Origin of the sequence: Croceicoccus sp. Ery5 (assembly GCF_020985325.1) — a bacterium.
Classification (GTDB): Bacteria; Pseudomonadota; Alphaproteobacteria; order Sphingomonadales; family Sphingomonadaceae; genus Croceicoccus.
Map to the genome: position 1 here is coordinate 3,641,241 of NZ_CP087587.1, position 17,837 is coordinate 3,659,077.

The 17,837-nt window shown below is 62.7% G+C and carries 18 protein-coding genes; 9 read left to right on the forward strand and 9 right to left on the reverse strand.

Features of this window, described 5'->3' with window-relative positions; genetic code table 11:
- Window positions 1-39: 39 nt before the first annotated feature.
- The 8 genes from arsC to LOZ74_RS17240 all read right to left on the reverse strand — a co-directional run bounded on the left by arsC (window position 40) and on the right by LOZ74_RS17240 (window position 6,475).
- A complete protein-coding gene (arsC, locus tag LOZ74_RS17205) occupies window positions 40-384 on the reverse strand; it encodes an arsenate reductase (glutaredoxin) (protein ID WP_230292202.1) in 345 nt (114 codons plus the stop codon).
- Window positions 381-944 (reverse strand): (2Fe-2S)-binding protein, encoded by a 564-nt coding sequence (locus LOZ74_RS17210; RefSeq protein WP_230292203.1) that lies wholly within the window; start codon window positions 942-944, stop codon window positions 381-383. The genes arsC and LOZ74_RS17210 overlap by 4 nt, the downstream gene beginning before the upstream one ends.
- A 52-nt stretch (window positions 945-996) precedes the next feature.
- Window positions 997-1,617: an HAD family phosphatase gene (locus LOZ74_RS17215; protein ID WP_230292204.1), complete on the reverse strand. Its 621-nt coding sequence runs from the start codon at window positions 1,615-1,617 to the stop codon at window positions 997-999.
- 160 nt (window positions 1,618-1,777) lie between these two features.
- The gene (gene ykgO / locus LOZ74_RS17220) at window positions 1,778-1,903 is read right to left on the reverse strand and encodes a type B 50S ribosomal protein L36 (RefSeq protein ID WP_004210176.1); all 126 of its coding nucleotides are present in this window, start codon (window positions 1,901-1,903) and stop codon (window positions 1,778-1,780) included.
- Between the two features lie 144 nt (window positions 1,904-2,047).
- Window positions 2,048-3,070, reverse strand: coding sequence for a UDP-glucose 4-epimerase GalE (gene galE, locus LOZ74_RS17225; RefSeq protein WP_230292205.1), 1,023 nt, complete (start codon window positions 3,068-3,070; stop codon window positions 2,048-2,050).
- Window positions 3,071-3,192: 122 nt separating this feature from the next.
- Entirely contained in the window at window positions 3,193-4,335 is a 1,143-nt protein-coding gene (locus LOZ74_RS17230; RefSeq protein WP_230292206.1) for a glycosyltransferase family 2 protein, read from the reverse strand.
- 116 nt (window positions 4,336-4,451) lie between these two features.
- Window positions 4,452-5,486, reverse strand: a complete 1,035-nt coding sequence (locus tag LOZ74_RS17235; protein WP_230292207.1) for a sulfotransferase — start codon at window positions 5,484-5,486, stop codon at window positions 4,452-4,454.
- The gene (locus LOZ74_RS17240) at window positions 5,486-6,475 is read right to left on the reverse strand and encodes a DUF6473 family protein (RefSeq protein WP_230292208.1); all 990 of its coding nucleotides are present in this window, start codon (window positions 6,473-6,475) and stop codon (window positions 5,486-5,488) included. The genes LOZ74_RS17235 and LOZ74_RS17240 overlap by 1 nt, the downstream gene beginning before the upstream one ends.
- 391 nt (window positions 6,476-6,866) lie before the next feature.
- Here LOZ74_RS17240 and LOZ74_RS17245 point away from each other — a divergent pair, with 391 nt between their 5' ends.
- From LOZ74_RS17245 to LOZ74_RS17285, 9 genes are all read left to right on the forward strand, one after another.
- Window positions 6,867-7,853 carry a hypothetical protein gene (locus LOZ74_RS17245; protein WP_230292209.1) on the forward strand — a complete coding sequence of 329 codons (987 nt, stop codon included), beginning with the start codon at window positions 6,867-6,869 and terminating at the stop codon, window positions 7,851-7,853.
- Between the two features lie 183 nt (window positions 7,854-8,036).
- Complete coding sequence (locus LOZ74_RS17250) at window positions 8,037-8,909, forward strand: glycosyltransferase family 2 protein (RefSeq protein ID WP_230292210.1); 873 nt, start codon at window positions 8,037-8,039, stop codon at window positions 8,907-8,909.
- Between the two features lie 156 nt (window positions 8,910-9,065).
- Entirely contained in the window at window positions 9,066-10,184 is a 1,119-nt protein-coding gene (locus LOZ74_RS17255; RefSeq protein ID WP_230292211.1) for a glycosyltransferase family A protein, read from the forward strand.
- A gap of 58 nt (window positions 10,185-10,242) precedes the next feature.
- Window positions 10,243-11,544: a class I SAM-dependent methyltransferase gene (locus LOZ74_RS17260; RefSeq protein WP_230292212.1), complete on the forward strand. Its 1,302-nt coding sequence runs from the start codon at window positions 10,243-10,245 to the stop codon at window positions 11,542-11,544.
- A gap of 30 nt (window positions 11,545-11,574) precedes the next feature.
- On the forward strand, window positions 11,575-12,951 hold the full coding sequence (locus tag LOZ74_RS17265) for an NAD(P)/FAD-dependent oxidoreductase (protein ID WP_230292213.1): 1,377 nt from the start codon (window positions 11,575-11,577) through the stop codon (window positions 12,949-12,951).
- Complete coding sequence (locus LOZ74_RS17270; protein WP_230292214.1) at window positions 12,948-13,850, forward strand: DUF707 domain-containing protein; 903 nt, start codon at window positions 12,948-12,950, stop codon at window positions 13,848-13,850. The genes LOZ74_RS17265 and LOZ74_RS17270 overlap by 4 nt, the downstream gene beginning before the upstream one ends.
- Entirely contained in the window at window positions 13,847-14,872 is a 1,026-nt protein-coding gene (locus LOZ74_RS17275; RefSeq protein ID WP_230292215.1) for a hypothetical protein, read from the forward strand. The genes LOZ74_RS17270 and LOZ74_RS17275 overlap by 4 nt, the downstream gene beginning before the upstream one ends.
- A 104-nt stretch (window positions 14,873-14,976) precedes the next feature.
- On the forward strand, window positions 14,977-16,437 hold the full coding sequence (locus LOZ74_RS17280) for a GMC oxidoreductase (protein ID WP_230292216.1): 1,461 nt from the start codon (window positions 14,977-14,979) through the stop codon (window positions 16,435-16,437).
- Window positions 16,438-16,442: 5 nt separating this feature from the next.
- Complete coding sequence (locus LOZ74_RS17285; RefSeq protein WP_230292217.1) at window positions 16,443-16,877, forward strand: hypothetical protein; 435 nt, start codon at window positions 16,443-16,445, stop codon at window positions 16,875-16,877.
- 17 nt (window positions 16,878-16,894) lie between these two features.
- On the opposite strand, the gene rfbF is transcribed toward LOZ74_RS17285, so the two are convergent.
- Entirely contained in the window at window positions 16,895-17,728 is an 834-nt protein-coding gene (rfbF, locus tag LOZ74_RS17290) for a glucose-1-phosphate cytidylyltransferase (protein WP_230292218.1), read from the reverse strand.
- Window positions 17,729-17,837 lie beyond the last annotated feature (109 nt).

A 17,837-nucleotide genomic window follows, 5' to 3' on the forward strand; every position in this document is an offset into this window, starting at 1 on the left:
AACCGCCCGACCGTCACGACGCAGCCAGAGGATGGCGGATTACAGAATCTCGTGCACCTTGTCCTGCGGGCGGCACAGGCGCGCGCCCTTGTCGGTTTCGACCAGCGGGCGTTCGATCAGCGCCGGTTCGGCGGCCATCGCGGCCAGCACGGTCGCATCGTCGGCATCGGGCAGGCCCCGATCTTCCGCATCGGTGCCGCGCAGGCGCAGGCCCTGTTGCGGACTGATGCCCGCATCCTTGTACAGCTGCGCCAACCTGGCCGCCGTCGGCGGGTTTTTCAGATATTCGATGACGGTGACTTCGACATCGGGCGCCTCTTCCAGAATCGCCAGTGTCTTGCGCGACGTGCCGCATTTCGGGTTGTGCCAGATGGTCGCCTTCATTCCTCGTCCTCCGTATTGGCAGGGGTCGCCGCGCTGATCGCGGGCACCACTTGCGCCGCCTCTGCCGGATCGATGCCGGGGGCTGGCAGGGTTTCCAGATTCTCGCGCCGCCGCATGGCGCGGCCCGCGCGTTCGATGGCGCGGATGATGCGCGGACCGGCACCGCACGGGCACAGATTGCGCACCGACTGCGCGATTTCCTCGCGCCCCGCGCGCGGATTGCGCGCCAGCAGCGCCGCACCCGCCATCACCACGCCGGGCGTGCAGAACCCGCACTGGATCGCCCCTTCGGCCACCATCGCCTGTTGCAGCGGATGCGAACGGTCGCCCGACAGCGCCTCGATCGTGGTGACGAAACGGCCTTCGACCTCGGCAATGCTGACAAGGCAGGACCGGATCGCCTCTCCGTCGATGATCACGGTGCAGGCGCCGCAATCGCCATTGCCGCAGCCATATTTGGTGCCCGTCAGGTTCGCCGCATCGCGCAGCGCCCATAAAAGCGGCGTTTCAGGGTCCATCAGGAACTGGACCGGCCGGTCGTTGACGGTAAATCGGGTCATGCCATGGTGGCTTTATCGCGGGCGGGCACAGCAGGAAAGAGGGGCATGAAGATCAGCGCGCGATCAATCCCCGCCGCGCCAGATCGTCGCGCAGCGCGGGGGCATCGTGGAAATGATGGACCTGCCAGCCCAGACGTTCGGCGCTGGCGATATTCGCTTCATTGTCGTCGATGAACAGCGCGCCCGCCGGATCGATACCGAACCTCGCGGCGGCCAGATCGAAAATCGCGGGGGCGGGCTTGGCCAGTTTCTCGGTGCCCGACACGACGATATCGCGGAACCGGTCGAACACCGGCTGGGTCGGGCGGAACTGCTTCCAGAACGAATCGGCGAAATTGGTAATGGCGAACAGCGGCACGCCGCGATTGTCCAGCTGCTCTACCAGCTCCAGCGAGCCGGGAACGGGGCCGGGGATCGTTTCGACAAAGCGCGTGGCATAGGCATCGATCAGCGCGGCATGTTCGGGGAACAGCAGCTTGCGCTCTGCCACCATCTCGCCAAGGTCGCGCCCCGCGTCATGTTCGAAATGCCATTCCTCGGTCACCACATGGCCAAGGACATAATCCAGCGCATCCGCATCGTCGACCAGCTGCCCGAACAGACAGCGCATGTCCCAACGAAACAGAACCCGCCCAACGTCGAAAACGACGCAATGGACGGGTCGCAAACGCATCGCGGCAGAAGACCGACGTGAAGTTGGGTCGGCATTTCGGCTGGGCGGAGCGAGAATGGCTGGCTGCGAGAACCGGCGCGCAGCGTACTTTAGTACGTGAGCACCGGAAGCGCAGCAGACGGCCGTTCGCAGCCCGCGCAGGCGGAATGACGGCCCGACTTCAGCCTTGGCGGGCTTTGAAGCGGCGGTTGGTCTTGTTAATCACATAGGTGCGGCCACGGCGACGAATCACGCGATTGTCACGATGACGGCCCTTCAGCGACTTGAGGCTGTTGCGAATCTTCATTGTATCTATCCGGTAAAAGCGTGAATGCCCCGCCTGCTACGCCAACGGGGCGCGGGCGGGCGAAAATCAAGGCTGGCCCGTTAGGGGGCGCAGCCCGCCGAGTCAAGCGGGGAAAGCGCCCGCCGCCCCGCGAAACGGCGCGAATCAGGCGTTTTCGCGTTCCCTTTCGGCATCGCGCATCGCCTGCAGCTTCGTCTCCCACCGCAAGGCGTCGGTGATGATCTGCTCCAGATCGTCGAACGCGGGCCGCCAGGGCGTGGTGGCAAGCAATCGGGAGTTGTCGGCCAGCAACGCCGGCACATCGCCCGCGCGGCGCCCTTCCATCCGGCGGGGCACCGGCGTGCCGACCACCCGGTCCACCGCGTCCAGCACTTCCAGCACGGAGAAGCCCTTGGCATAGCCGACATTCATGGTGAGGTTGCGCGCAGGCTCGGCAATTAGGGCCTCCAGCGCATGGACATGGGCGGCGGCCAGATCGCTGACATGGATATAATCACGGATGCCCGTGCCGTCGCGGGTCGGATAGTCGAGGCCGAAGACCGCCACTTCCTTGCGCTTGCCCAGCGCCGCTTCCAGCGCGACCTTGATCAGATGGGTGGAGCCGACGCCCGACTGGCCGCTGCGCGCCGCAGGATCGGCGCCCGCCACGTTGAAATAGCGCAGCACGCAATAATTCATGTCATGCGCCCTGGCGGTATCGGCCAGCACACGCTCGGTCATGGCCTTGGACATGGCGTAGGGATTGAAGGGCTGGATCGGATCATCTTCGGACAAAGGCTTCGCCTCCGCCTCGCCATAGACGCTGGCGGTGGACGAGAAGATGAAATGGGGGATTCCCGCCTCGACCGCGGAAGCGATCAGGTTCCGGCTCTTCCCCGTGTTGTTGTCGTAATATTTCAGCGGGTTTTCGACCGATTCGGGCACGATGATCGATCCTGCGAAATGCATGATCGCGCCGATCTTCTGTTCGTCGAAAATCCGCCTTACCAGCGCGCCGTCGGCCACGTCGCCCTGATAGAACGGCACGCCATCGGGCACCGCCCAGCGAAAGCCGGTCGACAGATCGTCCAGCACCACCACGGGCCAGCCGCGATCCACCAGCGCCAGCACCGCATGGCTGCCGATATAGCCGGCACCGCCGGTCACAAGGACGGGAAACTTGGTCATGGGCAGAACATCTTTCTGGTCAGCTTTGGCATGGATTCGCGGCGCATCATTATCAGCCGGATCATGACAATAGGTGAATCATCGCGCAATTTGGCGGCGTGAAGTCGGATTAATCCCGACGGTCAGGCGACATTGGCAGGAATCGGATAATCGCCGAAACCCGACAGGTCGCGGATCAGCCCCATGTCGATCAGCTGGTCGGCCCCCTTGAACCGCACGCTGCCGTCATAACGCAGGTCCATCCCCTTGTTGCGGCGGATCATGTCGGCATAGAGCACATATTCCGCCCCGCCGTTGTAATGCTCGCCCCGCTCCACCTCGCGGTGAACGCGCGCGGCGAAATCGGCGAGGAACTTGAAGTGCAGCAGCACCGTGCTTTCGCGAAAGATGGTCGCACCGCCGACCGCATGGGCATGGATATAGCGCACCGGACTTTGCGTGCGGACCAGCGGATATTTCGCCAGCACCGGCATTTGCGTGGGCAACGCGCGCAAGGCCAGCGGCAGGAAACGGCGCGGCACGCGCGGCAGCACGCGGTCGCTTTGCCCGCGCAGCCAGTATGTGCGCCAGTTGCTGCGCGATTCGCGCCGCACGCTCGACATCAGGCGCACGCGCGGGCCGCCCACGACCTCGACCCAGCCATCGGGGTTCCGCCACGGTTTGCAGGGGCGCAGACGGAAATGATATTCGCTGTCGAACAAGGGCGCGACCTCGGCCAGATCGCGGCCCGTCTCGGGCTTGCCTTCGTCGACCTTACCGTCGGGATACATGTCGAGCATAAAGGCGAAGATCGTGTCCGCCCCCTCGCTCTCCGCCTCGCGGACCAGATCGGTCAGCGGGCGTTCGGGCCAGCCGCGATAGACGATCTGCTCGTCCGCGTCGGTATAGAGCAGCCAGATCTTGCGGCTGATCCGCGCGCGCACCTGATCCACCCAGACCATGCCGAAATTCGACTGCGCATAGCTGGCCGTCGTCTGCGTCAGGATCACATCGGGCTGCGCGGCGAGAAATTCATAGGTGCCGTCGTCCGAACCGTTGTCGATCACGGCAAAACACGTCACGCCAATGGCGCGGTAGTGCGCCAGCCACGATTGCAGCCGGTCATATTCGTTCCTGCACACGCAGGCCGCGATAATTTCATGGTCCTGGCTGGCCGCATCGACCGCGCCAAGAAATTCTTCATCCAACACTTGCGCTACCCCGTCTTGCCGCCCGAGGTTTCCGGCCCATGTTTCCTGCATGGCCGTAACCGTTATCGAGCGCATCCACGCGCGATTGCCGGACAGATCCGCAGCCTTCAAGACGGCAACGGCGCTATCCTAACAATTGCCAGTGGCGACAGAAACTGCCCATGCGTAGATTTGTGCCGACAAATGCGACCTTATGAATAGTTTTGCCGACCATCCTTTTTCGCAAGCGATTCAAACTGGTAATCCGGGCGTAATGTCGCCTGCACCCGCTCCCACAAAACCACCGTTTCGGCCATAATCCGGTCGGCGACCGCCGGTTCCAGCCGGTCGCGCCAGCCATCGACCAGTTCGCGGCTGTTGCGGCGGTGGCGGTGCTGGCTGTGGTTCTGGACCGATTCGGGCGCGGCATGGGTCGTATCGCGGCGCAGCCTGCCCGCGATCGCATCGCCGAACGTCAGCCCCAGCGCATCGAACATCGCGCGCATATGCGTTTCGGGATCAAGGCAAAGATCGTCGTGGACCACGAAGATCCAGTCGGGCCGCCTTTCTGCCAGTTCCAGCGTGGCCGTGGCGAACAAGCGCCATTGCAGGATCAGCCCGTCGATATTCGGGCGTGCCGCCGGATCGAAACCGGCCACTTCCGCCGCCAGCGCCGCATCGTCCAGCGCCAGATCGCGCCCCGCGATGGCGCCCATTTCCGATGGCCAGTCCAGCGCGAGATAGCTGGAAATCACGCTGGCGGGATGGCGCACCATCACCACGACCTGCGCGTCATGTGCGTCGGCCAGATATTCGGCCGCGAAAAAGGCCAGCGGGTCCTTGATGCAAACGCGGCTCGCCCGCGCAAAGCTTTCGCGGCGATAGGCGAATTCGCGGGCCGCCAGCCGCCCCGCCAGATCGGGTTCGCGCGCCTTGAACTCCAGCGCGCCCTGCATCGCCTTGCGCCAGCGGACTGCCGGACGGCCCAAAGCGATCATATCCCCGATCTGTGCGTCCAGCGCGGTGCCGTGGCCGCCCGTTTCAGCGCCCGATGCGCCCAGCGCGACAAAGCGTTCGGGCAGATCCAGATGATGCGGCGCCTCGTCATTGAAAGGCTCGTAGATATAGAACACTTCTGGCGACTGGCCGATAACCTTGCCGACAAAGGTGGTGCCCGATCGCGGGCATCCGGTGACGAGGATCGGCCGCTGCGTGCCCTGCGCCGCCCCTTTTTCAGCGCCCCGCATCACGATGCCATCGCCTGTGGCACACCGCTGGAAATGCGCCACTCCAGCTTGCGGCGCAGCACCGGCTCCAGCAGGTCGGCTGCGTCCTCGTGCATTTCGGGCGAGGGGTAATAATCGTTTTCGGAATAGGTCTCGACCGACAGGTCCTTGCGGTCGGCGCTATTGTCGATGCGCGCGGGTCCGCCGGTGAACCGGTCGATCAGCGGCTGCGGCGATCCGCGGCGCGAATGGCAATGGACGTAGTCCTGCGCCTTGCGCGCGGTCGCATCGATCATCGCCTGGTTCACCAGTTGCGGATAATCGCCGAACATCGCGTTTTCGCTGTCATAGCGCTGCCACCACCATGCGAACTTACCCGTCTTGTGCAGATCGGGCGCGCGGCGCGAGAAATAGAAGAAGACGACAGGCACCGTCAGCCGGTCCATCAGCTCGCGGTTGTTCGCGATCCAGTTGGCGCGCGTTTCGGCCAATATCTCGCGCACATGCGGCGGGCCCACGAACATGCGCAGCGCCTTGCCCGCGGGCGGCGGCAGAAAGGCGGGCGGCGGTTCCTGCGCCAGCAGGTCGGCCCATGCCTGCTGCGCCGACAGCTTTTGCCCGTCGGCGCGGCGGGTGATATATTCCAGCCCGCCGCTGTCATAGACCGAATTGCTTTCGCTGCGGCCCGACATCACCTGCAGGATCACCGCGCGGCCGCGATTGGCGAAATCGATCAGTTCGGGATGGCGCAGAAAGAACGCCGGCCCCGCCCCGCCATAGCCGAAATTGACGAAGGGAATGCCGAAACGGTCCTGCAGGATCGCCGGAAACGGGCGTTCGCAAAAACAGCCGAAGGTCTGCGCCGCGCCCAGGCAGGTGACGTAATTGCCCCCTTCCACCACCGGTTCGGGCCCGCGAAACGACAGGCCGGTGTCCTGATCCTGATACATTTTGTAATCGACGACGGCGTAATCACGCGCTTGGTAACCCGACAGATGCTCGACGCTCATCGCGTGAAAGCCCCTTTCGTTTCTGAGGCGCCGTTATTTTCGGGCGCAGAGTCAATTACTTGATCAATTACCGGGTGATCGCCATCCGCCCTGTAACTTGGCAAAAGTAACAAGAGTTGCAGTGATGGGCGATGTCGATTCCTAGGGTAACCCCTATTGGCTAGTTGCTCGCAACAGGGGTACTTTATATCGTGGTTAACGGAAATCCGATCTTGTCGGAATCGCAAATTACAAGAATGTAAATAATATCGGGCACTCCGGAAAAACCGCAGGCCTGTGTCGAGATATTTTTGGGACGGGAATTAAAATCAATTATTCCGATTACTTATGCTGAATAAAGGGGGTCTTTACTTTGAAAGATCGGGCAGCATTGAGTATTCCGTCCCGCGGAATGTCGAAACTGAATCCGTTCCCCGGCCTGTTGGCCGACAGCCTCGAATCGCGTGGCTGGCGCGTGGACGATAATGAACCGGGCAAATATTTGCGCACTGCTTATGATGCGGTGATCATCCATTGGCCCGATCATTTCTCGACCACCCATTCACTGCCGGTGGCGTGGGTGCGCACGGGAATGTTCTTCTCGTTACTCTCCTACCTCAAGTTACGGGGCGCGCGGGTGGTGCGGATCGTGCATGATGTCGACGAATTGCATCGCCATCGCCGCCTGCTGCGCCGCATCAACCGCCGGTTGAGCGCGTGGCTGACCGATCAATATGTGTTCCTCTCCGCTTCCTCGCGCGAGGCGTTTGCCGCCAAATTCCCCGAACTGGCGAGCCCCGACCACCAGACCCTGTTCCACCCGCATTTCCGTGGCCACGCACCCACGCCGGCCGCCGCCGCGCCGGCACGCGCCGCGCTGCGCTTTGTCGGCGATATCCGCGTGTACAAGGGGCTGGACCGTTTCCTTGCGCTTTATGCAAAGCAGCGGATTGCAACGCCGCTGGAAATCATCGGCCATTGCGACGAGCCGGAATATGCCGCGACGATCCGGACACTGATCGACAAGGCGCGCGAGGCGGGTTGCACCATCGACTGGGATGACCGCCGCCCCGGCCATGACGAGCTGGACACGATCATCGCGCAGTCGGCGGCGATCGTGCTGCCTTATACCGTATGCTGGAATTCAGGCATGGCGGTGAAAGTGCTGGAACATTCGACCGCGCTGCTTTGTGCCGATCTGCCGCTGTTCCGCGAAATTGGTGAGAGCGTCGGCCCGTGGATCACCTGTTACAAGCCCGACGGCAGCAATCTGGCGGCGCAGATCGACAGCGTGATCCATTACCGCGTGCTGAAAAAGGATGCCGATATGCTGTCGCATTATCTCGACAGCCTGAGCTGGGACAGCTTTGCCGCCGGGTTCGAGGGGGCGCTGGCCTGAGGCTACCTCCCGGATCGGGCGGGCCGGAACAGAACCGGCCGATCCCCATGGGGCAGCCTTAACCCTTTGTTTAACCCTTTGGGGGTTCGACCTTGTTCGCCATGGCAGAACAGCTGCGCGCGGCGTATTGATGGCGCGAGATGGCCCCGTCGGCGACGGGCGTTCAAGCGGAGAAGTTGAACCATGCGGATCCATGTGGCGATTGCCACCACCGGGCGGCCCGATGTGCTGTGCAAGGTGGTCGACCGCTTCAAGCACCAGACGCGCCTGCCCGACGGGATCGTCGTCGTCGGCGCATCGCCCGACGATATCGCGGGCGTAGAGGCGCTGGACATGCCGCCCGAACATGCGGTGGTTTCGCCCAAAAAGGGCCTGTGCTGCCAGCGCAATGTCGCGCTGTCGCTGCTGCGCGGCAAAAGCGATGCGGTGGTGTTCTTCGACGACGATTTCGTGGTCGCGCACGATTTTCTCGAAAAGCTGGAGGGGCTGTTCGTGGCCGACCCCAAGCTGGTCGGGCTGACCGGCTGGCTGATCGCCGACGGCGCGCAGACCGGCGCGCTGAGCTATGAAGAAGCCGAGGCGATGCTGGACGCGGGCGCGCCCCGCCCCGACAAGCCCGATGAAAAGACCAGCTGGCTCTATGGCTGCAACATGGCCTTCCGCATGAGCGCGTGCGAGGATCTGTCGTTCGACGAGAACCTGCCTTTGTACGGCTGGCAGGAAGACGTGGACTTTACCGAACAGCTGGCGCGGCGCGGCCATATGCTGCGCACCAATGCGATCACCGGCATCCATATGGGCACGCGCGGCGGCCGCACATCGGGGCTGAAGCTGGGCTATTCGCAAGTCGCCAATATCGTCTATCTGCGGCGCAAGGGCACCATCGGCGCGGCCCATGGCTGGACGTTGATGGCCAAGAATGTGGCCGCGAATCTGGCGAAAAGCATCCGGCCCGAACCGCTGATCGACCGGCGCGGGCGGCTGAAAGGAAACATGCGCGCCTTTGGCGATATGTTGCGCGGCCGCGCCGATCCGTTACGGATTCTCGACCTTTAACAAGGCGGAAAAATCGCCCGCCCGACGCCATGACCCTTAGGGGTAGCTATCGAATTGGACCTTGAGGTCGCACCCGCACAAGGGCCAGAATGGCAGTGCTGGGGGCAGCAATCCGGTTTCGAACTTCCTGCGGGTCTGGAAAGGACTCAAGAGCATATGTCTGTTGCAGTGCATCCCGATCCGGAAACCGCGCAGGGGCCGGCTGCCGCCCCAGCCGCTGTGCGTTCGGATGCGGGCGCGAAACCGACGGATGCGCCGGTGCGCTTTTCCATTCTGGTCGCCAATTACAATTACGACCGGTTTCTGGGCCGCGCGATCGAAAGCGCGCTCGCCATGGACTGGCCCGACATCGAGGTGATCGTCGTCGACGACGGCTCGACCGACAATTCGCGCGAGGTGATCGACAGCTTCGCCGGTTCGATCACTGCGGTCTATCAGGACAATGCGGGCCAGCGCGCCGCCAATAATGCGGCTTTCGCACGGTCCACCGGCGATGTGGTCGTCTTCCTCGATGCCGACGATGTACTTGACCCCGCCTTCGCGCGGGCCGTGGCCGCCGCATGGGGGCCGACAGTGACCAAGGTGCAGGTCCAGATGCAGCTGATCGATGCCGAGGACCGGCCGTTCGGCGATCTGATCCCCAATTTCGCCTTTCGCCCCGAACCCGCGCAGATCACCGCATGGGCGCGCAGTTCGACCGAATATCCCACGCCGCCGGGGTCGGCCAACGCCTATGCGCGCCGCTTTCTGGAACAGTTCTTCCCCATCGGGGACGAGCATGACAATGCCACCGATTCCACCTGCCTCGCGCTCGCCCCGCTGATGGGCGATGTGGTGACGGTGGTCGAACCGCTGGTGCAATATCGCCAGCATGGCGCGAACGATTCCAACATGGGCGCGCGGCCCGACAATTTCGGGCGTGAAGTGGCGCGCGCGATGAAGCGGCAACACAGTGCAGAGGCGATTTGCGCGAAGCTGGGCGTGGAACTGCCGCGCCCGAACAGCCTGCGCCGCAGCCGCCATTTGCTGCAATTGCGCGCCGCCAGCCTGCGCATGGCACCGCAAAGCCATCCCATGCCGGGCGACGGGCGGGTGACGGCAGGGATCGACGCGATCGGTTCGGTCTTTCGCAAGAATTTCGATCCGCTGAAAAAGCGGGTGATCGTGGCAGGCTGGGTGCTGGCCGTTCTGGCGGCGCCCGCGCCGCTGGCCCGCAAGCTGATCCGCAAGAGATTTACCGAGCGCTTTGAAAATAGCGAGGCGGCGACAGGCTAGTCCGCTCCGCACAGGGGCGGAAGGTTTTCCAGCATTGAACCGGGGGGTTGATCGGAACATGAACATTGGCGGGGCAGCGGCGATCCAGAGCGATCCCGAAACGGGCAGCGTGACCGGTACGGCACAGGGCGGCGCGACATGCCGCCATTGCGATGCCCCGCTGGACATCGTGCTGGCCGATCTGGGCCACAGCCCCGTCGCCAACGACATGATCCCCAACGACCGTATCGGAGAGCCGGAGGCGACCTATCCGCTGGCGGTGCGGGTGTGCGGGCAATGCTGGCTGGCGCAGGCGGGCGACGTGCTGCCTGCCGACGCGCTGTTCCGCGCCGATTACACCTATTTCTCGTCGCATTCGACGACATGGCTGGCGCATGCCAGGGCCTATGTCGACATGGCCATCGAACGGTTCGGGCTGACGGCCGACAGCAAGGTGGTCGAGGTTGCCTGCAACGACGGCTATCTGCTGCAATATGTCAAGGCGGCGGGCATCCCCTGTTTCGGGGTAGAGCCGACCGCAGGCCCCGCCGAAATGGCGCGGCGGCTGGGCATCGACGTCGATGTCGAATTCATGACCGAGGCCTATGGCAAGTCGCTGGCCGCGCGGGGATGGCAGGCCGATCTGGTCACCGCCAATAATGTGCTGGCCCATGTGCCCGACATCAACGATTTCGTGCGCGGCATCGCGGCGATCCTGAAGCCCGAGGGCGTCGCCACGTTCGAAGTGCAGCATCTGCTCCGCCTGATGCAGGGCCGCCAGTTCGACACGATCTATCACGAACATTTCTCCTATCTCTCGCTGATCGCGGCCGAACGGCTGTTCGATGCGGCGGGCCTGCGCGTCTTTGCGGTCGACAACCTGCCGACCCATGGCGGATCGGTGCGCTTTTTCGTGTGCCGCAAGGACGCTGCCCGCCCGAACGAGATTTCGCTGGAAGCGATGCGGGGTGAAGAGCTGGAATACGGGCTCGACAATCCGGCCACCTATCGGGCGTGGCGGGCCGATATTCTGCAAACGAAATTCGCGCTGCTCGAACTGCTGCTCGACCTGAAGAAACAGGGCAAGACCATCGTCGGCTATGGCGCTCCGGCCAAGGGGGTGACGCTGCTGAATTATTGCGGGGTTGACCGCGACTTCATCGATTACACAGTGGACCGCGCCCCTTCCAAACAGGGCTGTTACTTCCCCGGCGTCGGCGTCCCGATTCTGGACCCCGGCGAGATCCTGAATACGCGGCCCGACTATGTGCTTATCCTGCCGTGGAACCTGAAGGACGAGATCAAGGAACAGATGGCCGCCGTGCGCGACTGGGGCGGCAAGTTCATCGTTCCCGTCCCCAAGGCGCAGATCGAAGACTGATAACGCAGAACAACGGGGACGCAGACAATCGTGGCAAGCAAGCCCAATATCGCCATCATCGGGTCCGGTTTCGCCGGTTTCGGCGCCTCGCACGCGCTGTCGGGCGAGGCAGTGAACGCGACCATTTACGAAAAGCGCCCCGTGCATGGCGGGCATACCTCTACCCATGCCTATGCCGACGGATATCTGTTCGACGAAGGGCCGCATATCTCGTTCACAGAGGACAAGCGCCTGCAGGAACTGTTCGCCGATTCCATTGGCGGCACGTTCGAACGGCTGCGCGCCTATGTCGATAATTTCTGGCAGGGCCATTTCATCAAGCATCCGGCGCAGACCAATCTGCACGGGCTTCCCACCGATCTGATCATGAAGTCCATCCGCGACTTCGTCGAAGCGTCGAAAACGCCGATCGAGGAAGCGAAGATCGGGAATTACGAGGACTGGCTGCTCGCCGCCTTCGGAGAGACGTTTGCGCGGACCTTTCCGATGGAATATACCAAGAAATACCATTCGACCGAGGCGAAGAACCTGACGACCGACTGGCTCGGTCCGCGGCTCTACAGGCCCAGCCTCGAACAGATGCTGGTCGGCGCGCTGAACGAACAATCGCCCGACGTGCATTACGTCGACCATTTCCGCTATCCCACGCATGGCGGCTTCGTGTCCTATCTCAACGGTTTCCGCGACCGTGCGAACCTGCAGGTGAATTCGGAAATCACCGAAATCGATCCGGTCGCCCGCACGCTGACGATGCGCGACGGGCGGGTGGCGCCCTATGACGCGGTGGTGTCGTCGGTCGCACTGCCCAGCCTGATCCCGATGATCAAGGGCGCGCCCGACGATGTGAAGGCGGCCGCCGAAAAGCTCGCCTGCACCGAAGTGGTGCTGGTCAACATCGGCGTCACCAAGCCGTTCATCAAGGACGCGCACTGGACGTATTTCTATGACGAGGATATCTGCTTTGCGCGGCTGTCCTATCCGTCGAACTTCTCGCCCAATGTTGCGCCCAAAGGGTGCAGCGCGCTGCAGGCTGAGGTCTATTTCAGCCAGAAATGGAAGCCGCGCACCAAGCCTGCCGATGCCTATATCGAACCGGTGATCGACGGCCTGCTGAAAGCGGGGCTGATCGACGGGCGCGACCAGGTGAACCATACCAGCACCATCGTCGCGCCCTATGCCAATATCATCTTCGACCATGACCGCCCCGCCGCGGTAAAGCTGATCCACGACTATCTGGACGAGATCGGCGTCGCTTTTTGCGGGCGGTTCGGCGACTGGGGTTACATCTGGACCGATCAGGCTTTCAAAAGCGGCGAGAATGCCGCGCAAAAGGCGCTGGATCGCCTGCAATCGCGGCGGCCGGGGGCAGCCGTCGCTGGCGGCCAGAGTTTCGGGGGACTGACGTGAGCAGCACGAGAGAAAATCTCGTTTTCGTGCGCGGGGGCAAAACCTCGCTCCACCATGGCTGGCTGGAAGGGCCGGGGGACCGCAACTGGGACCTTATCGTCAGCCAGTGGATCGACGATCCCGAGATCGGGGCCGACGGCGACCTGCCGATCTCGATCGACAAGGGGACGAAGTGGGACAGCATCTATCGCTATCTCGCCGCCAATCCGGACATCATGGACCGCTATCGCTATATCGCGTTCATGGACGATGATCTGGTCTTCACCAAATCCGACCTCAACCGCTATTTCGAGATTTGCGCGGAGCACGATCTGCTGCTGGCCCAGCCCTCGCTGCATGCCGACAGCTATTTCTGCTATCCCATCCTGCTGCAATGCAAGGGGACGAAGCTGCGCTTTTCGAACTTTGTCGAATGCATGGCGACCGCGATCCGCACCGATTATCTCAAAAGCTTCATGCCCACCCTGTCCAAGGTGAAATCGGGCTGGGGGATGGACCGGATCTGGACCGTCACCATGCCCGATCCGGTGTATAAATCCGCGATCATCGACGAAATCTCGATGCTGCACACGCGCCCGCATGCGACCGGCGGCATTTACAAGGATTTCGCCAAGGAAAAAATGGGCCCGCAGGCCGAAATGGCCGCGCTGATCGAAAGCTATGACAATATTCCCGACAAGATGATGGTCTATGGCGGGGTCGACCGTCAGGGCCGCCGCATCGGCGCGACGCGCGCACGCATCGCCAACGGGCTCAGCCTGATCGGCAATAGCTGGCGTTACCGCGATACGCCGCGCTGTTTCAAATCGGGCATCGGCGTGTTCCTGCGCGCTTTGACCGAGGCGAATTATCTGCCCAAGCCCGCCATTCCGGCGCAGCAAAAGGGGATCCTGCTATGAATATGACGCCACCGGCAGGCCGCACAGGCGAACGTCCCAACGACCGGCATTCGATTGCCGTCACCGTCGGCCTGCCCGGTTCGATCGAGGATGAGGAAAAGGCGATCTATCGCGGACAGCTGAACCTGTTGCCGCCCACCCCTGCCAGCATCGCGCTGTGCGAACATGCGCAGCGCATGGTGGAAGAGGCATTCGCCCCGCACGACCCGCGCACGGCGCAGCACCATTTGTCGGTCGACGATTTCGTCGCGCGCGCGGCGGCGGTCAAACCGCGTTTCATCCACGATCCGCAAACCCGCGTGCTGCAAAAGCAATATCTGGAAGAGCTGGGCTTCGATCCCGACCGCACCTTCCTCGATGTGCCGCGCATGCGGGTGGTGTCGAGCGACGGCTATCTCACCTCGGGCGTGGGGCACAAACAGCCGCCGCATCGCGACACTTGGTGGTCCGCCCCGATGCAGCAGATCCAGTTCTGGCTGCCGGTCTTCGCGATGAGCCGCGAATGCTCGATGGAATTCTATCCGCATTATGTGGAAACGGGGGTCGAGAACAGCTCGGACGATTTCAACATCTATGCATGGAACGCGCGCGGAAGGCTGAAGGCGGCCGAACACAAGCAGGGCGAGGACAAGCGCGGCATTCCGCAGCCTTTCGCCCCGCTCGACCATCCTGCCGCGGTACAGGTGACGCTGCCGGTGGGCGGGGCCGTGATCTTTTCGGCCAACCAGCTGCATGCGACATCGGACAATGTGACGGGGATGACGCGGTTCAGCATCGATTTCCGCATCGTCGACGGCGAGCATGTGGCGCAGGGGCTGGGCGCGCTGAACGTGGACAATGGCTCTACCGGCACTGCCCTGCGCGACTTCCGCCGGATGAGCGACGAGGCAGCTTTGGCCGACGATGTGATCGCGCCCTATGACATTGGCGAAAAGCCCGAGGACGGCATCCTCGTCTTTTCGTCCGAAGTCGCGGAGCGGCAGAAAAGCAAGCGACAGGACAGTCCCGCGCAGGCGGGCTGACCGGAACAAGGCATCGAATACAGCGCGGGCACCGGAAATGCCCGCAATCGGGTGGCAACGGGCAGGAGTGATTTCGGACCATAGACCCAGTGGGGGGATCGACGATGAAATTCATCAGCGCGGAAAAAGCGGCAGCCGAAGCGTGGGACGTCGTCACCGTCGGTTCGGGCATGGGGTCGCTGTTTTTCCTGAAGAAATTTCTGGAAGCCAAGCCTGACCAGCGCGTGCTGATCGTGGAAAAGGGCGGGTACAACACCCACCAGTGGCAGCTTGACCATCTGCAGAACGCGCCGATCGACAATCACAGCACCTATCGCAATATCGGCGAATTCCACAAGGAATGGGCCTATACGATCGGGCTGGGCGGCAGCAGCAATTGCTGGTGGGCGCTGACCCCGCGGCTGCATCCCGACGATTTCCGCATCCATACGCTGACGGGCACCAGCGTGGACTGGCCGGTCGGCTATGACGATCTGGTCCCTTATTACCAGCAGGCCGAAAACATCATGCTGATCGCCGGTTCGGACGAACTGGAGGCGCATTATCCCGGCACGGCCCCCTATCCGCAGCCCGCGCATCACCTGACGACGGTTGACGGGCTGATGCGGCAGCAGGCCGATCATCTGCATTACCCCATGCCCACGGCCAAGCTGTCGCGCGCGACCGATGCATCGCGGCGAAACCGTTGCTGCTCTACCTCGCGGTGCCATCTTTGTCCGGTGGACGCGAAATTCAACGCGCTGAACGGGTTCGAGGATGTGCTGTCGCACCCGTCGGTCTCGATCTGCCTCGAAAGCGAGGTCCAGATGCTGGATACGGCGGACGGGGTGGTGAAATCGGTGCAGTTCCGCAACGGGACCAGCGATTACAAGGCGTCGTGCGACCTGTGCGTGCTGGGCGCGAATGCGCTGTGGTCACCGTTCATCATGCTGCGTTCGGGCATCGGCGGACACGGGGTGGGCCGCTATCTGGGCGAAAAGATGCTCGCCAATGTAGAGGTCTATCTCGACGGGCTGCAGCATTACGACGGCGGCACGGCGACGACCGCGATGAACCTGTCGCTGCTGAAGGAAGGTCGGACAAAGGATCGCGGCACGACATTCCTGATCTTCAAGAACGGCTTCGACCACGGGCTGCGGCTCGATCCGCCGGGGCGCTGGCGCGAATGCCTGCCGCTGGGCCTGTATGTCGAGGATCACATGCAGTACGAAAACGGCGTGTTCGACGACGGCGGCGATACGCCGGCGGTGAAGTTCGGCCACTGGTCCGAATATGCGCAAAACACGCTGGCCCATGCGATGAGCCGCCTGCCCGATATTCTGAAACCGCTGCCCGTAGAGGAAATCCGCAAGCCGAAGATCTGGCCGACGCTGGGCCATGTGCAAGGCACCTGCCGGATGGGCACCGGCATCGAGAATTCGGTGGTGGACGACCATCTGGTCAGCCACGCGGTGCGCAATCTGGTGGTCGTGGGCACGTCGGTCTTTCCGACAAGCGGAAGCGTCAATCCCACGCTGACCGCGGCGGCGCTGTCGCTGCGTTCGGCACAACATCTGACGGGGTAAGGGCCATGGTGAAATTCATGCCGAAATTCACGCGCCGCAACGCCATTCTGGGCGGCACGGCAGGCGCGGCAGTGCTGGCGGGCGGCGGCGCGCTGGTCCTGTCGTCCGAGATCGAGAGCTTTTACGCAAGGCTGGTACGCCATTACCTGCCGGGCGAACCCATCGCGCCCGGCGCGGCAGAGGCCTTTGCCAGCGACTACATGAGCGCGGACGAGGATCTGAGCAAGGTCAAGCCGCTGATGTATATGCAGCAGGTGGCAGGCTTTGTCGGGCTGGACGAGATACTTGGCGGGCAAGGGCCCTATGAGACCTTCGTCCGCCGCGTGACGACCAATTTCATGCTGGGATCGACATTCTTTCAGCGCATGCTGCAAAGCGATCCGGTCGAATATGTGTCGATCGCGCAGGTCTGCGGCAATCCCTTCGCCCGCTTCGACTGAAACGGGCGAAACGGGCGTTAGCCGGCCGTCGCCACCTTGGGAAAGGCGATGGTTTCGGCCAGTGCGGGCTTCCCCGCATAGACCTGCCGCCACGGACAATCGGGCTGCGCCCACATTTCCTCCAGCACGGTCTTGTCGCGCAGCGTATCCATGCATTGCCAGAAATCGTCATGCCGGAACGCAGTCAGCTGGTTCAGTTCGACCAGCCTTTCCATCGGGCCGCGTTCCCAGATCGTGCTGTCGCCTTCGATCAGATCGAACACTTCGGGCTGGCAAACGTAGAAGCCGCCATTGATATGCCCGCCGTCATGCATGCCTTTTTCGCGGAATCCGGTAACCTTGGCGCCGTCCTCGCTCATCCCCAGTGCGCCGAAGCGGCCCGGTTGCAGCACGGCGGTCACGGTCGCCCATTTGCCCTGCGCCTTGTGGAACGCGACCAGCTGGTCGACGGGCACATTGGACAGGCCATCGCCATAGGTCAGGCAGAAGGGTTCGTTCCCCACGATGTCGCGCACGCGGCGCACGCGCCCGCCGGTCATCGAATCCGCGCCGGTATCGACCAGCGTAACCTTCCAGTCCTCTTCCGAGGGGGAATGGAAATCGATCTGCCCGCTGCTGAGGTCGATGGAGAAATCGCTGCTGATCGACCGGTAATTGAGGAAATATTCCTTGATCACCTCACCCTTGTAGCCGCAGCAGACGATGAACTCCTTATGGCCGAAATGCGCATAATGGCGCATGATGTGCCACAGGATCGGCTTCCCGCCGACTTCGACCATCGGCTTCGGACGAACCGACGTCTCTTCGCTCAACCGCGTGCCCAGACCGCCCGCGAGGATAACTACTTTCATTGGTGCCCCCCAATATTCGGGTTGAATTTTCCCAGCCTTGGCGATTCCATGCAAGCTGTGGCGGCGGGGCATGCGGGTTATCTGCCTGCCCTTTGGCGGGGTAATCCGA